This window comes from Trichlorobacter sp., from assembly GCF_034008105.1.
In the GTDB taxonomy this organism is placed as follows: Bacteria; Desulfobacterota; Desulfuromonadia; order Geobacterales; family Pseudopelobacteraceae; genus Trichlorobacter.
Genome location: NZ_JAVEPN010000016.1, coordinates 1 through 13,829 on the forward strand (window position 1 = coordinate 1; position 13,829 = coordinate 13,829).

Here is a 13,829-nt window from a genome sequence, read left to right on the forward strand (position 1 = left end):
TCCACCAACACCCGCCACAGGTCCTCGCTCTCCCCCATGCCGACCCGGATCAGGAACGAGGCGATGCTCAGGTTGGTGCGGGCCCGGAACAGCTCCACCTGCCAGAGAAACTCGTCCCCCACCGGCGGTCCCTCGTCCAGGTAGCCATCCATAAAGACCGTCTCCGGCAGCCGCTCCAGCAGCTCGCGCTGGCTGAACAGCTGGTTGCGCAGCTGGGCCAGGAAACTGCCCACGTCAAAGGCAGGCGGCAGCATCATCGAGCTGCCGAAGTCGATGGCCGCCACAAACAGGGTCTCGCGCTGTTCCTGGCTGTCCTGGCCGATCATCAGATTCTTGGGGTGATAGTCGCCGTGGCCCTGCACCAGACAGTCGGTGCCGCAGGCCATCTCCCGGTAGGCCGACAGCAGCCGTTCCACGATCTGGCGGGCCCGGCCGCTATGGCGGTGGTTGATCTCCTCGAAGCGGGAGAGATAATGCTGCAGCCGCTTGGCCTCCCGCTGGTCGAACTCCTCCGGGCTGGTCACTGCCAAGGCTGCCTTATGCAGCCGCCCCAGCCAGCGGCCGGCCAGCTCCAGGTACCAGCGGGCATCGTCGGGGCTGGCGGAAAGCAGCTTGTCGTGCAGCGAGCGCCCACGGATGCCCTGTTCGATGATCGTCATCCGCTCCCGGTCGATCTCGATCGGCCGCGGCACCCGGTAGCGCCCCTCGCTGAAACCGGCCGCTGCCACCGCCGCCATGATCGACTCGGCCCGTTCGGTGCTCTTCCACTTCTTCTCGTCGGTCAGGGTACGGATGATGATCCGCTCCCGGTTTTCGTCCCCCTCCTTGGTGCCGAAGGTCACCTCGGTCACCAGCGCGTTGGCCCCGGAGCGGGGGATCTCCTTGAAGAACGGCCGACAGCGCCCTTTACGCAGCTCTGCCGCCAGTTCGGCGATGTCCTGTACGGGGTGATCAAAGATGGTGGGGTAGGCCCCGGCGTACTGCACACCGTGGGTGTCGGTGCCGGCAATGGCGGTAAAACGCAGGCGGTGCCAGTCGGCCAGGCCGCGGCTGTTTTCGGCCACGCCGTGGTTGGAGCTGAAGATCTCCACCCCGTCCAGCTGCGGATCGGTCAGTTGCTGATCAGCGGGATGGCGTCCCTTGCGGTAGGCATGGGCCAGCACCAGCGCTGCCTGTGGCCAGGCGGCCCGGATATCCTCCAGGGCGGTGCCCTTGGGGATCGCCTCGCTGGCGCCGTAGACCAGCAGATCACCATGCTTGGCAGTGGTCACCTCCTGGGCGGCAAAGATCCTGAAATGATCCGGCACCCCGGCCTGGCAGCGCAGCTCGGCCAGTTCCTCATCATGCCAGACCGCATGGTGATCGGTCAGCACAATCCCCTGCAGGCCGCGGGCCTGAACACGTCGCACCAGCTCCACCGCCGCTACCGAACTGCAGGCCGATTTTTCGGCCGTGTGGCAATGCATCTCGAACAGCATAGTCAGCTCCTTCCCGGTGATCGGGCCAGCGCCTGCTTGGTGCGATGGGTGGCCGGGGCGTTCCAGGGGTCGTCAGGCCAGGGATGTTTGGGGTAGCGCCCCCGCAGTTCCTTGCGCACCTCCGGGTAGCCCCGCTGCCAAAAACCCTGCAAATCACGGGTCACCGCCACTGGCCGTCCAGCCGGCGACAACAGGTGCACCAGCACCGCCAGCCGCCCCCGGCAGACCGTGGGCGATGCGGCCAGACCGAACAGCTCCTGCAGCTTCACCGCCAGCACCGGCCCCTCCTGATCAGTATAGTCGAGGCTGGCCGTACGTCCACTGGGTATCTGCAGCTTAAGCGGGGCAACGCTGTCAAGCTCCCGCTGCAGCCGCCAGTCCAGCAGCGCCTGTAGCGCCGGCAACAGATCAAGCTTCTGGATATCCTGCCAGGAACGCAGCCCGCCCACCAAGGGCCCCAACCACTGTTTCAGGTGACTGTCCAGCCAGCTATCGGACAGGTCGGGCCAGCCCTCCTCCGGCAGCAGGCGGGCGCACAACGCCACCCTGGCCTGCAGCTGGCGGGCCGCCGGGCTCCAGGTGAGGCTGGCGCTGCCGCGACGAGCGACCTGCTCCAGCATCAGCGGCAGCGCTTCTTGGTCAGATGCCGCAACCTGCCGACTACGCAGTACCACCGCGCCAATCCGCTCCTGCTCTGTCGCCGCCACCCGTCCGACAGCCTCATCCCAGATTACCTGCCGCTGGCGTTGCAGCTGCTGCTGCAAGGTCTGGCGCAGCTGCACCTCGCCGACCTGCACAAAGCGGTGGATCACCCCTTCAACCCCTGCCCCGCCGTCCACCTGCAAGGCCACCAACAGCTCAGGGCCGCTGCCCTTGAGCCCAGCCGACAACTGCGCCCCACGGCCCGAGGCCAGCAGGTAACGATCAGCATCGCCGCTGCGGCGTTGGGCCAGCCGGTCGGGCCAGGCCACCAGGGCCAGCGGGGCCAGCTGGCTGTCGTCCAGCGCAGTAGCCGCATCGTTGGGGCAGCCCACCAGGCGGCGCAGCTGCTGCTCGGTCTGACGGATCAGAGCAGGTGCGCTGCCGCGCTGCGACAGTTCGGCCCCCAGACGGCAGGCAGCAGCGGCCAGCCCCTGCTCTTGCCCTGCCAGCAGCAGCCGCGCCAGCCGGGGGTGCAACGGCAACCGGGCCATCCGACGGCCCAGTTCGCTGATCCGGTCGCTGTCATCCAAGGCGCCCAACAGACGCAGCAGCTCACGTGCCGCAGTCAGATGGGCGGCCGGCGGCGGGTCCAGCCACTTAATTCCGGGGACAGTACACGTAACATCCATACTGTCCCCGGAATTAACACGTATGCCCCAGGCAGCCAGCTCCAGCAACAGCGGCGCCAGATCGGCGGTCATGATCTCCGGCGGGGTAAAGGGGGTCATGGCCTTGAAACGATGTTCATCATACAGGCGGTAGCAGACTCCGGGTCCGGTGCGGCCGGCCCGCCCGGTGCGCTGCAGGGCTGAAGCCTTTGATGCCCGCACCGTCACCAGCCGTTCCAGACCCGTAGCCGGGTCCAACTGCAGGCGGCGCGACAGACCGCTGTCGATCACCACCCGCACCCCGTCGATGGTGAGTGAGGTCTCGGCGATGTTGGTGGCCAGCACCACCCGGCGCCGGGGGCCGGGCCGAATGGCCTGCTGCTGCTGCTCAAAAGGCAGGTCGCCGTAGAGCGGACAGACCAAGGCCTCCAGTCCTGTTGTCTCCAACTCCCGCTGCACCGCCCGGATCTCGCCGCTACCCGGCAGAAAGGCCAGGATATCACCCCGCTCCTCCTGCACTGCCCGACGGATGGCCGTTGCCATCAGGCGCGGCAGCGGCTGACGCTGCTGCTGCCCCAGGTAGCGCAGCTCCACCGGAAAGGAACGCCCCTCAGAGGCCACCAGCGGCGCATCCCCCAACAGGGCCGCAATCGGTCCGCAGTCCAGGGTGGCCGACATCACCAGCAACTTCAGATCAGGCCGCAGCGCGGCCTGGCACTCCAGGCAGAGGGCCAACCCCAGGTCGGCATGGATCGAACGCTCGTGGAACTCGTCAAAGATCACGCAGGCCACCCCGTTAAGCTCAGGGTCGTCCTGCAGACGGCGGGTCAAGATGCCTTCCGTCACCACCTCGATCCGGGTCTGCTGGCTCACCTTGCGTTCAAAGCGGATGGCGTAGCCCACGGTCTGCCCCACCGGCTCCCCCAGGCACTGGGCCATGTAGCGGGCCGCCGAGGCCGCTGCGATCCGGCGTGGTTCCAGCATCACGATCCGGCCGGCTTCCGGTGGGAACAGCTCCAAAAGCGCCAGCGGCACCCGGGTGGTCTTGCCGGCACCCGGCGGGGCCGACAGCACCGCGTTGGGGCTCGTGCGCAGGGTATCCAGCAGTTCCGACAAAACGTCATCAATCGGCAGACGGTCGGGCATGGTCAGATTCTATCCAGCGGCGAGGTTACGCCCCGACCGCCCTTGTTCAACACATGGGTATAAATCATGGTGGTCTGCACATCCTTATGGCCCAGCAACTCCTGCACCGTGCGGATATCATAACCAGCCTGCAGCAGATGGGTGGCAAAGGAATGCCGCAGCGTATGGGGGGTCACATGCTTAGTCAGTCCGGCATCAACGCCAGCCTGCCTGATGGCCCGCTGCAACCCTTTTTCATCCAGATGATGCCGTCTGGTCACGCCTGAGCGGGGATCAACGGACAACTTAATTGACGGGAAGACATACTGCCAGATCCACTCTTTACCGGCAGCGGGATATTTGCGGGCCACACCTTCCGGCAACCATACCTCGCCATAACCAGCAGCCAGATCCTGATCATGCAGCTGTTTCACTCGCAACAGATGGTCTTTAAGTGGCAGTTGCAGCTTCTGCGGCAACATGGTTACCCGGTCTTTGCCCCCCTTACCCTCACGTACCAAAAGCTGATTTGCACTAAAATCAAGATCCTGCACCCGCAGTCGCAGCCCCTCCAGTAGACGCAGGCCAGTACCATACAATAAACGCCCTACCAGCAACCAGCTATCAGGCAACTTTGCCAGCAGTGCCTGCACCTCTTCTTCTGTCAGCACCACCGGCATCTTTTGCGGCTTTTTGGCTTGCTCCACCTCCCCCAGCCAAGGCAATTTAATATCAAGCACCTCTTTGTACAGAAACAAAAGCGCTGCCTTGGCCTGATTCTGGGTAGAGGCCGATACTTTACGATCTCGCGCCAGATACGTTAAAAAATCTTCTATTTCGAGCTTACCCATCTCTTGCGGATGGGTCTTATTGTGGTAGAGTATGTAACGTTTTGCCCAATCAAGGTACACATCCTCAGTACGCCTGCTATAGTGTTTGAGGCGAATGCGATCACGGAGTTGATCAAGTAGCTTGGGTTTGGCAGGCTGGTTTTCCATGTCGTTTTTCCCTGAAATTTAGGTCGTTTTTTTATTTTTGTTAGGCAAAGCATAACAGCTAGTTAATAAATTTCAACCGGCTTTTTTGTGCTGTTTTTGTCGTTTTTTATTTAAATTTAGGTCGTCTAATACACGTTAGGTGCTTACCATAAGGAGATATTTCATGGTCAACGAGTTTGTCATTTCACTTGAAGATGGTGTTGCTAGACCGACTGATGCTCAAGGCACAGGCTGCACTCCTGCTAAATGGACCGAAGACCTGCTGCAGCATATTTTAACTATTAATCCGGAATTGCTAAACGTATGTGACCACCTGCCAATAAAAATTGATGGAGGAAGCACCGAGGTATCACCAGACCAATTGTACATCGATGAATTAGGTCGACTTGTGATTGTCGAAATTAAAAATGAAGAGGCAAAACTAGCTGCTTTGGCACAATTGCTGGCATACTCTGAGCACTACCATATATTGCCCCTAGGGGAGCTAGATCGTGGTTTTTTCAAAATTGCAAGCCGGGGAACACGACATGACGTCTTAAAGAATGCGTTGAACCAACTTCAAATATGGGGCAACAAAACACTTTTAACCACCAAGCACAACGCTCCAAATATAAAGAGTTTCAGCAATTCACAGCCTTGGCCATCAGACAACAAAAACAGCCTAAATGATTTTGCTAAACTTTTTTGGGGTGATCATGCTTTCACAATCACAGGTGCTCCAGCGAGGCTGGTTCTAATAGCACCTAGCTTTGACAAATACTGTGTAGAGTTAGCTGGTTATTTAAGAAAACGCTTTGTTCCAATTGAATTAATACGTGCCAACCTTTTAAGTAATTCAAAATCTGAAATTGTAATGCATTTTGAATCAATTCTCGAACAGAACCCCCAAATAGAACCAACATGGCGTGCAGTTCGTCAACTTTGGCAATTTAGCAATATACGCAATAATTTTTCTGCAAATGCGTGGGCAGACCACCTGAATTATGCTTCGTTCAGTTTTTCAGCCCAAGACGCTCCACAAGCCAGGTTTTGGCTTACCGTTGAAAATCATGGTGCAATTTTATCAACCGTTATCCCAGATGGGTGGTGCCCTGGAACGGCGCTCAAAAACAAGGTACGCGCCTCTCTTCTTGACGAACTTCCTGCTGGTTTTCAGATTAAAGACAGGGTGTGGCTTAGGCAGGAATTCGCTCTACCACAACAAGAAAAAGAGTTTCTTGCAAATGCACAAACACTTGCAACTGTGGTCAGAACTGTTCTAGCACAACACTCTCCACGCACTGCAAACAAGAACACCTAACGGCTCAATCAACTCGGACTGGCTTACTGTGCGCTGAATTTCACCAGTGTCTCTGTCGTCAGTTGGTCGGTTAGTCAAGCAACACCGCTCCGGCATCGCCAGCCGGTTATCTCATGAACGTTAGGTGTTAAATGCAAAATATCATATTTAAAATAAATGCACTTCGACATTGGCTTTCAGAAATGAAATTTACATGGTTATCCTTAACTATTATTTTGATCGCTTTAATCATATCTCTAGGCCCATATTCAACAGAACCAGTCATACGTATCACTGGACTTTTTTTACAAGTATTAGGCATAGGAACCGTAATATGGGGCATTTCTGAGACAAGAGCACTCTTTGGTCATCCCTCTTTTGCAAATAAAACAAAAGAGTGGCTAAAGCGTTTTCCTCTTTTTCAGCGCAAGCATGTGAGCATTGCTTGTAGCGGAAGTATATCAATTGCTCTAACCGGTAACGGTAGGGCGTATAGCACACATAGTGCCGGCAACAATCCTACGGTTGAAAATCGTCTTGAGGCTCTTGAAAAAAACATTGCAAGCATACATGAGCGTATAAATCAGACCCAAAAAGACATCGATCAGGAATGTCAAAAATCAGCAACTGCACTTCAGCAAGAAACACAATTGAGGCAAACAGAAGACCGTATTATTCAGGAAAAGCTCGAAGCAACTGGAACAGGCGGAGTTCATATATCAGCGATAGGTGCATCGTGGCTTTTTGTAGGAGTAGTTTTAAGCACTGCATCAGTAGAAATCGCCAAACTACTTAAATATCTATTCAACACCTAACGGCTCAATCAAGTGGGACTGGCTTACTGTGCGTTGAATTTTATCTGTGTCTGTGCCGTACCTTCGGTGTTTCCGGGGCTTCGAATCGCCAGCCCCTTATCTCGTAAACGTTAGGCGCAAAGGGAAATGTCACATGGAATTTGTCATCGAACAAGAAATCACTAGAGGGGAGTCATTTGGTGACTACCGATATAGCATTTACCGAGACGGGAAGTTAGTCGCTAACTATTGGCATGATTACCGTGGAGACGAGCATGGAATTATAATTGTTGGCTACAGCCAAGAACTTTGGCCTGTTGGTCGTATGGTTGATTTTATTGAAGGTGGTGGTACGAAGCCTCTAAAACTGTCTGAAAAAGCTATTTCATACCTAAAAACAAGGTTGTCAGCAGTTTAAACGCCTAACGGCTCAATCAACTCGGACTGGCTTACTGTGTGCTGAATTTCACCAGTTCCTCAGTCGTCAGTTGGCAGGTTAGCCAAGCAGCACCGCTCCGGCATCGCCAGCCGGTTATCTCGTAAACGTTAGATACAGAAAGGATAGTGTTTATAGTGAGGAGGGCGAAAAGCCCCTTCCGAAAGGAGGTAATGCGACATGGTAAGTAAACTCATTACCTACATGAGGAGGTGCGGGCGTCATGTCCTTAGTTGGCCCGGATACTTTGGATGTTCAGACTGGTGCAGAAACATATCCAAAACCCGGAGACCAAGAGACATGGTGGTGATTTCTTAAACGAATCATTGTGACGGGACCCCGACGACTTTGCCAGTCGGGAAGTCAGGACACCCTGCTCCCTCGCCCTTCTCCTTATACACATTATCAAGCAGCAGTATCTAACAGCTCAATCAAGTGGGACTGGCTTACTGTGCGTTGAATTTTAGCAGTGTCCGTGTCGTATATTCGGTGTTTCCGGGGCTTCGAATCGCCAGCCCCTTATCTCGTGAACGTTAGAGGTCACGCATGAAACAATACATTTTGGCTATCGCCATCTTAGTCGTTACAATTAACTCATCAGGGTGCGTTGGGAGCTCCTTTACCCATAATTCTGATATTAAAGTGAGTAACGATATATCTGCACTCTCATGGCAGTTTCGTACAAAACCTACCCGCAAACCCGACAAAGTTCTTCCTGGTGGACTTGAGAGTTACGTCGTACAAGATGAATTAAAATGGTGTGGCTTAACTGTCTTTGCAATAATACCTATACCGTTATGGATGCCAGTGTGTAACACAAAACTCGAAGTCACTTATAACGACGGTAAACCAGTACAATTTACTCGACAAATGCCTGTTTCTTCTGGCGCTTACTGCGGTCCACTTGTCCCAATGCTAGGTATTGGAGGGGGGGGACACGGTTTCTGTCGCGCAGGTACAGAATAGTCCAACCTCTAACGGCTCAATCAACTCGGACTGGCTTACTGTGCGCTGAATTTCAGCAGTTCCGCAGTCGTCAGGTGGTAGGTTAGTCAGGCAGTACCGCTCCGGCATCGCCAGCCGGTTATCTCGTAAACGTTAGGTCTAGAAAGGTGAATGTATGCGTGCATTGATTTATTTAACCTGTTTGGTAGCAGCTTATTTCGGGGGTGGCGCTTTAGTTGGCACACTTGCTTTCCCGCTTGTTCACTTATTTGGTGCCAGCAATGTTATGCTGTTTTTAGTTCAAAAAGTTTTAGGTATATTGGCGGCTATTGTTCCTGTTTTAGTCTTATACCGCATACTTGTTTTCATAAAGTCACGTTCAATATTAATTCCAGAAAATTTTAGAGGCATTCCATTTGCCATTGCTTGTGTAGCAACTATCCCTGCTCTTGCTATGCTAGCAGGGTATGCATACTTTATTTTCATCCAAAAACAAGGAATTTCAGGAATTCCACTAGCATTCGGGCTTGCAGGGACAGCATTGCTTTCCGTAATTCCAGTTATTCACTGTGAATTAAAAGAATTCTATTCAATGATTCCCAAACAAAAGCCCTAACATCTCAATCAAGTGGGACTGGCTTACTGTGCCTTGAATTTTTGCAGTGTCCTTGTCGTACATTCGGTGTTTCCGGGGCTTCGAGTCGCCAGCCCCTTATCTCGTGAACGTTAGGTGCATCATGTAACAGACTAGGAGAGTTGAAATGCAATTAAACGCATATGAAATATCTCTGATAAGTGGTTGTTTTACTATTCTTGGCACTCTCGTAGGCACATGGACAGGCTATCGCTTAACGCTTGCTCTATCTCTTAAAACTGCATTTCGTGAGGCATCAATCAAATTCCGTACTGCATTCAGAGATGAGCTATTAGCATTAAACCCTGCCATGTCAGCTAACACTATTGATGCTTGTGACTTACTTACCGCAGCATTTGAAAAACATCGTGCAGCAATTTTTGAATTCAAACCTTTTCTTGACACAAAAGCTGAAAAGCTTGAACTAGCTTGGCAAGAATACTATCGAGTCCCTGACGAGCCAAATTTCACCATACCCTTTTTAACACAGTATTCAGGACATGGTTGCAGCACAAGTGAAGCAAGGCAACGGCGCATCCTTGCAGCTTCTCGAATAGAAAAGATATTGTCTTTTGCCTATCATCACTAAATTGCACCTAACAGCTCAATCAAGTGGGACTGGCTTACTGTGCCTTGAATTTTTGCAGTGTCCTTGCCGTACATTCGGTGTTTCCGGGGCTTCGAGTCGCCAGCCCCTTATCTCGTGAACGTTAGGTGAAAGCAGGAGGCAATATGCAAATCCAGCGACTTGACCATCTGGTTCTTACGGTGAAGGACATCGAAACTACAGTACAATTTTACGTTGCTGTGCTTGGCATGCAAAAAGAAGAGTTTGGGGCTGGAAGGCTAGCGCTCAAATACGGTAATCAAAAAATCAATCTGCATCAGGTAGGCAAGGAATTTGAGCCAAAAGCAGACAAACCTACGTCTGGCTCTGCAGATTTGTGTTTCATTACCGACGTTCCGCTGAATGAAGCGATTGAACACGTACGCAGTAAGGGTGTCGAAATTATAGAAGGCCCTGTAAAACGAACTGGGGCTGTAGGTCCAATAAATTCGTTTTACTTCAGAGACCCAGACATGAACTTAATAGAAGTTTCAAACTATTAATTTCACCTAACGGCTCAATCAACTCGGACTGGCTTACTGTGCGCTGAATTTTAGCAGTGTCCGTTTCGTACATTCGGTGTTTCCGGGGCTTCGAGTCGCCAGCCCCTTATCTCGTGAACGTTAGACGTTTGTGATGACAAAAGGCACACATTACTGTATCCTGCCACCATGAAACATTTCCGCTGGAATCATCAGAAGAATACAGAGCTAAAGGCTGAGCGCGACATCACCTTTGAACAAATGGTTCTGGCTATTGAGGCAGACGGTCTGCTGGACGTGGTTCAGCATCCAAACATTGATAAATACCCAAACCAGCTTATCTTTGTCGTTGCATACGAGGGTTATGTCTACTTGGTGCCCTTTATTGAAGAGTCGGAATACTACTTTCTCAAAACCATTATTCCAAGCCGCAAAGCAAAACGGGACTACCTGAAGCGAGGTACATTATGAAAAAAGCAAAACTGAACACATATGAACAAGACATGCTTGAGGTATTCGACCAAGACAAGATGACCTCGGTCATTACCTCAAAAGATGACTTACAAAAATACCGTGCTGCTGCCCACGACACGTTTATAAAAGACCGTCGTGTCAATATCCGCCTATCTACTCCCGACCTTATGGACATCCAGGAAAAGGCGGCAGAAGAAGGTCTCCCATATCAGACCTTGATAGCCAGCATTCTCCACAAGTATGTATCCGGCAAATTGGTGGAAAGACCGGTCAGACGCCTAACGGCTCAATCAACTCGGACTGGCTAACTGCATGCTGAATTTCACTAGTGTACAAATCGCAATGAATCAGGCAGTTCAAGCAGCACCGTTCCGGCATCGCCAGCCGGTTGTCTCGTAAACGTTAGAACAAGAAGTTGAAATATTGCTGATTGCGAGAGGAAGAGTAATGTGCGGAGGGTGTAGTTAAAAAACGGACAGCTGCATTTCAACATCCGTGCGGCAGTGCAAAATACGGACTATCTCAACTATATCAATTGATTTCTGACGGTAGAAAATCAGGTGACTACCTGCATTAAACTTGCGGTAGCCATTACGAATTTCTCTACAATCTTTACCCAGGAGAGGGTTTGTTGCCAATCTATAAAAACAGGCATCAAGCATATTCAGGTATAGTATCCGCTGCTCTCTGCCCCAATTTTCTTGCGTGTAGTGGCCAATTTCTTTCAAATCGGCCTTCGCCATGTTGGTAAGTGTAAATGAAGGCATCAGTTGAAAATTTCGCCGTCAAGCTCGGCATTCAGACTTTTTAAATTATAATCTGCTGTGCCGCTTTCCTCACCTTCAGTGAGCGCACGACGCAGCAGTGACAGCTTGGTTTCACGCTCTTCCAAAAGCCTTAAACCAGCGCGGATAGCCTCGCTTGCCGAGCCATAATGTCCTTGAACGAGCTGTTGCGAAATAAACTTTTCATAATGGGAACCCAGAGTGACGCTAGTATTTTTTGGCATGACTTCACCTCCTGTAAGAGCAGAATAAGATAACGTTATAATATTTATTGGTACTGGTCAAGCCCGGAATTTAAGTTTGATAAGTCTTTGTTCTAACAGCTCAATCAAGTGGGACTGGCTTACTGTGCGTTGAATTTTGTATCGTACTTTCGGTGTTTCCGGGGCTCCGGCATCGCCAGCCCCTTATCTCGTGAACGTTAGGCTTCTCAGCAGTGAGGACGACCTCACCGCTCGATACTAATCCGGGGACGACCCCGCATGCATGAGAGGCAGCAATGAACTGGGTTATTCTTGTTGTAGCGGGCTTGTTTGAGATCGGCTGGGCGATCGGATTGAAATATACTGATGGCTTCACGCGTCTCTGGCCAACCGTTGCCACGCTGCTCTCAATGGCCATCAGCCTCGGTCTGCTCGGTATTGCCATGAAATCACTGCCGGTGGGCACTGCATATGCGGTCTGGGTTGGCGTGGGCGCGGTAGGCACCGCACTGCTCGGTATCATCCTGCTGGATGAGCCGGCTACGGTTGCGCGGCTGGTGAGTCTTGGGCTGATCGTCGCTGGTATCGTGGGTCTCAAGCTGGCGTCGCCGGCCTGATACAACCAATGGAACGACTCTCGCAACGCGGACCAATAAACCCTATGCCACCAATCTTTTCAAACATCGTGCTGATAGGTATGCCGGGAGCGGGCAAGAGTACCATTGGAGTGCTGCTGGCCAAACAGACGGCACTGGGCTTTGTGGATACCGACCTGCTGATCCAGAGTGCAGCCGGGCGCAGCTTGCAGACGATTGTTGACCGTGAGGGCTACCTGGCCCTGCGGCAGTTGGAGGAGCAGGTGCTGCTGGGACTTTCGGTCAACAAGCACGTGATTGCCACTGGTGGCAGTGCGGTGTACAGTGAGCGGGCCATGGCTCACCTCAAGACGAACGGGCTGGTGATCTATCTGGATGTGGATCTGGCAACCTTGTCTGCCCGGATTGACAACCTCGGCACACGCGGCCTTGCCAAACGCCTTGATCAGACGCTGGCCGATCTGTTGCACGAACGAACAGCGCTGTACCAGCGCTATGCCGACCTGACCATCCCCTGCACCGATCTGAGCCACGAGCAGGTTTGTGAACGGATCATTGCTGCCATCACGAAAGGATGACCACCATGCGACGCATCTCTACCCTGTTGTTGTGCCTGCTGCTTGTTAGCAGCGTAGCCCAGGCCGGCCCCTTTACCGACGAGATGTCGAAGTGCCTGGTGCACTCCACCAGCGAGGCTGACAAGACCCTGCTGGTGAAGTGGATCTACGCCGCCATGTCGGCCCACCCCGATGTGAAGGCGTTGAGTAATGTCTCACCGGAGCAGGGACTACAGCTTAACAAGGATATCTCGGTGCTGGTGGTCAGACTGCTGACCCAGAACTGCAGAAACGAGACCCAACAGGCCCTGAAGTATGAGGGGGAAAAGACCTTTGCCGCCAGCTTCGAGGTGCTGGGAGGTGTTGCCATGCAGGGCATCATGGCCAATCCTGATGTGAGCGCCTATTTTGCCGGTTTTGAGCAGCAGCTGGACGCCAAGGCGTTGCGGGATGCCTTTGGTGCTGATCAACAGCAGCCTGCCGGTAAGGAGTAGGTGATGCCCGCCACCGAAACCCTGCTGGCCTTCTTCCTCGCCTCGCTGGTGCTGGCCGTGGCACCTGGGCCGGACAACCTATTTGTGCTGACCCAGGCTGCCCTGCGAGGCAGGTCAGCCGGCCTGGCGGTGACCCTGGGGCTCTGCACCGGCCTGCTGGTGCACACCACCGCCGTGGCGCTGGGCCTAGCGGCCCTGTTTGCGGCATCGGCGCTGGCCTTTACGCTGCTTAAACTCTGTGGCGCAGGCTATCTGCTCTGGCTGGCCTGGCAGGCCTGGCGGGCGTCATCAACCTCAATCCGTACGGCGCCAGAAGACCAGTTGAGCGGTTGGCAGCTCTACCGGCGTGGGATTTTGATGAATATCACCAACCCCAAGGTGTCGGTCTTTTTTCTGGCCTTTCTGCCGCAGTTCGCCGATCCGGCGCGGGGGCCGCTAACCCAGCAGTTGCTGCTGTTGGGGGCGATCTTCATGGTGGCGACGATTCTGGTCTTTGGTGGCATTGCACTGTTGGCGGGGATGCTGGGCGCATGGCTGACCCGCTCGCCCGGGCTGCAACGGATCATGAACCGCCTGACCGCAACTGTCTTCGTGGGGCTGGCGCTTAAACTGGCATTAAGCGAACGCTGACC

At 53.6% G+C, this 13,829-nt stretch carries 17 protein-coding genes; 12 read left to right on the forward strand and 5 right to left on the reverse strand.

The genetic code is table 11. The features are described 5' to 3' along the window. The 3 genes from RBQ93_RS10165 to RBQ93_RS10175 form a co-directional block, all read right to left on the reverse strand. The coding region (locus tag RBQ93_RS10165) for a phosphotransferase (RefSeq protein ID WP_320372007.1) at positions 1 to 1,478 on the reverse strand (1,478 nt) is incomplete at its 3' end. Positions 1,479 to 1,480: 2 nt separating this feature from the next. Beyond that, positions 1,481 to 3,934, reverse strand: a complete 2,454-nt coding sequence (gene hrpB, locus RBQ93_RS10170) for an ATP-dependent helicase HrpB (protein WP_320372008.1) — start codon at positions 3,932 to 3,934, stop codon at positions 1,481 to 1,483. A gap of 2 nt (positions 3,935 to 3,936) precedes the next feature. Then, positions 3,937 to 4,911 carry an integron integrase gene (locus RBQ93_RS10175; RefSeq protein WP_320372009.1) on the reverse strand — a complete coding sequence of 325 codons (975 nt, stop codon included), beginning with the start codon at positions 4,909 to 4,911 and terminating at the stop codon, positions 3,937 to 3,939. A gap of 163 nt (positions 4,912 to 5,074) precedes the next feature. Between RBQ93_RS10175 and RBQ93_RS10180 the strand changes: the two genes are divergently transcribed. From RBQ93_RS10180 to RBQ93_RS10215, 8 genes are all read left to right on the forward strand, one after another. Next, positions 5,075 to 6,211 (forward strand): hypothetical protein, encoded by a 1,137-nt coding sequence (locus RBQ93_RS10180; protein ID WP_320372010.1) that lies wholly within the window; start codon positions 5,075 to 5,077, stop codon positions 6,209 to 6,211. Positions 6,212 to 6,342: 131 nt separating this feature from the next. Then, on the forward strand, positions 6,343 to 7,005 hold the full coding sequence (locus tag RBQ93_RS10185; protein WP_320372011.1) for a hypothetical protein: 663 nt from the start codon (positions 6,343 to 6,345) through the stop codon (positions 7,003 to 7,005). Positions 7,006 to 7,138: 133 nt separating this feature from the next. After that, entirely contained in the window at positions 7,139 to 7,402 is a 264-nt protein-coding gene (locus tag RBQ93_RS10190) for a hypothetical protein (protein ID WP_320372012.1), read from the forward strand. 1,138 nt (positions 7,403 to 8,540) lie between these two features. Beyond that, the gene (locus RBQ93_RS10195) at positions 8,541 to 8,981 is read left to right on the forward strand and encodes a hypothetical protein (RefSeq protein WP_320372013.1); all 441 of its coding nucleotides are present in this window, start codon (positions 8,541 to 8,543) and stop codon (positions 8,979 to 8,981) included. Positions 8,982 to 9,126: 145 nt separating this feature from the next. Beyond that, on the forward strand, positions 9,127 to 9,588 hold the full coding sequence (locus RBQ93_RS10200; protein WP_320372014.1) for a hypothetical protein: 462 nt from the start codon (positions 9,127 to 9,129) through the stop codon (positions 9,586 to 9,588). Positions 9,589 to 9,731: 143 nt separating this feature from the next. Then, positions 9,732 to 10,109: a VOC family protein gene (locus RBQ93_RS10205; protein ID WP_320372015.1), complete on the forward strand. Its 378-nt coding sequence runs from the start codon at positions 9,732 to 9,734 to the stop codon at positions 10,107 to 10,109. A gap of 168 nt (positions 10,110 to 10,277) precedes the next feature. Next, positions 10,278 to 10,559 (forward strand): toxin, encoded by a 282-nt coding sequence (locus RBQ93_RS10210; RefSeq protein WP_320372016.1) that lies wholly within the window; start codon positions 10,278 to 10,280, stop codon positions 10,557 to 10,559. Continuing rightward, positions 10,556 to 10,870, forward strand: coding sequence for a hypothetical protein (locus tag RBQ93_RS10215; protein WP_320372017.1), 315 nt, complete (start codon positions 10,556 to 10,558; stop codon positions 10,868 to 10,870). Before RBQ93_RS10210 ends, RBQ93_RS10215 begins: the two co-directional genes overlap by 4 nt. A 156-nt stretch (positions 10,871 to 11,026) precedes the next feature. Here the strand turns inward: RBQ93_RS10215 and RBQ93_RS10220 are convergent, their stop codons facing one another. Together RBQ93_RS10220 and RBQ93_RS10225 are read right to left on the reverse strand one after the other, a co-directional pair. Next, a complete protein-coding gene (locus RBQ93_RS10220) occupies positions 11,027 to 11,329 on the reverse strand; it encodes a type II toxin-antitoxin system RelE/ParE family toxin (protein ID WP_320372018.1) in 303 nt (100 codons plus the stop codon). Next, a complete protein-coding gene (locus RBQ93_RS10225) occupies positions 11,329 to 11,571 on the reverse strand; it encodes a type II toxin-antitoxin system ParD family antitoxin (protein WP_320372019.1) in 243 nt (80 codons plus the stop codon). The genes RBQ93_RS10220 and RBQ93_RS10225 overlap by 1 nt, the downstream gene beginning before the upstream one ends. Before the next feature lie 275 nt (positions 11,572 to 11,846). Between RBQ93_RS10225 and sugE the strand changes: the two genes are divergently transcribed. Genes sugE through RBQ93_RS10245 form a run of 4 tightly spaced genes read left to right on the forward strand, consistent with a single transcriptional unit; the run spans position 11,847 to position 13,827 of the window. Further along, positions 11,847 to 12,167, forward strand: coding sequence for a quaternary ammonium compound efflux SMR transporter SugE (gene sugE, locus RBQ93_RS10230; protein WP_320372020.1), 321 nt, complete (start codon positions 11,847 to 11,849; stop codon positions 12,165 to 12,167). Positions 12,168 to 12,211: 44 nt separating this feature from the next. Next, on the forward strand, positions 12,212 to 12,724 hold the full coding sequence (locus tag RBQ93_RS10235) for a shikimate kinase (protein ID WP_320372021.1): 513 nt from the start codon (positions 12,212 to 12,214) through the stop codon (positions 12,722 to 12,724). 5 nt (positions 12,725 to 12,729) lie between these two features. Beyond that, complete coding sequence (locus RBQ93_RS10240; protein WP_320372022.1) at positions 12,730 to 13,197, forward strand: hypothetical protein; 468 nt, start codon at positions 12,730 to 12,732, stop codon at positions 13,195 to 13,197. A gap of 3 nt (positions 13,198 to 13,200) precedes the next feature. After that, positions 13,201 to 13,827, forward strand: a complete 627-nt coding sequence (locus RBQ93_RS10245) for a LysE family translocator (protein ID WP_320372023.1) — start codon at positions 13,201 to 13,203, stop codon at positions 13,825 to 13,827. The last annotated feature ends 2 nt before the right edge of the window (positions 13,828 to 13,829 follow it).

What these genes read in the sequence shown, in the direction of transcription:
- hrpB (WP_320372008.1), bottom strand. Translation starts at nt 3,934, where the DNA reads ATGCCCGACCGTCTGCCGATTGATGACGTTTTGTCGGAACTGCTGGAT.
- RBQ93_RS10175 (WP_320372009.1), bottom strand. Translation starts at nt 4,911, where the DNA reads ATGGAAAACCAGCCTGCCAAACCCAAGCTACTTGATCAACTCCGTGAT.
- RBQ93_RS10180 (WP_320372010.1), top strand. Translation starts at nt 5,075, where the DNA reads ATGGTCAACGAGTTTGTCATTTCACTTGAAGATGGTGTTGCTAGACCG.
- RBQ93_RS10185 (WP_320372011.1), top strand. Translation starts at nt 6,343, where the DNA reads ATGCAAAATATCATATTTAAAATAAATGCACTTCGACATTGGCTTTCA.
- RBQ93_RS10190 (WP_320372012.1), top strand. Translation starts at nt 7,139, where the DNA reads ATGGAATTTGTCATCGAACAAGAAATCACTAGAGGGGAGTCATTTGGT.
- RBQ93_RS10195 (WP_320372013.1), top strand. Translation starts at nt 8,541, where the DNA reads ATGCGTGCATTGATTTATTTAACCTGTTTGGTAGCAGCTTATTTCGGG.
- RBQ93_RS10200 (WP_320372014.1), top strand. Translation starts at nt 9,127, where the DNA reads ATGCAATTAAACGCATATGAAATATCTCTGATAAGTGGTTGTTTTACT.
- RBQ93_RS10205 (WP_320372015.1), top strand. Translation starts at nt 9,732, where the DNA reads ATGCAAATCCAGCGACTTGACCATCTGGTTCTTACGGTGAAGGACATC.
- RBQ93_RS10210 (WP_320372016.1), top strand. Translation starts at nt 10,278, where the DNA reads ATGAAACATTTCCGCTGGAATCATCAGAAGAATACAGAGCTAAAGGCT.
- RBQ93_RS10215 (WP_320372017.1), top strand. Translation starts at nt 10,556, where the DNA reads ATGAAAAAAGCAAAACTGAACACATATGAACAAGACATGCTTGAGGTA.
- RBQ93_RS10220 (WP_320372018.1), bottom strand. Translation starts at nt 11,329, where the DNA reads ATGCCTTCATTTACACTTACCAACATGGCGAAGGCCGATTTGAAAGAA.
- RBQ93_RS10225 (WP_320372019.1), bottom strand. Translation starts at nt 11,571, where the DNA reads ATGCCAAAAAATACTAGCGTCACTCTGGGTTCCCATTATGAAAAGTTT.
- sugE (WP_320372020.1), top strand. Translation starts at nt 11,847, where the DNA reads ATGAACTGGGTTATTCTTGTTGTAGCGGGCTTGTTTGAGATCGGCTGG.
- RBQ93_RS10235 (WP_320372021.1), top strand. Translation starts at nt 12,212, where the DNA reads ATGCCACCAATCTTTTCAAACATCGTGCTGATAGGTATGCCGGGAGCG.
- RBQ93_RS10240 (WP_320372022.1), top strand. Translation starts at nt 12,730, where the DNA reads ATGCGACGCATCTCTACCCTGTTGTTGTGCCTGCTGCTTGTTAGCAGC.
- RBQ93_RS10245 (WP_320372023.1), top strand. Translation starts at nt 13,201, where the DNA reads ATGCCCGCCACCGAAACCCTGCTGGCCTTCTTCCTCGCCTCGCTGGTG.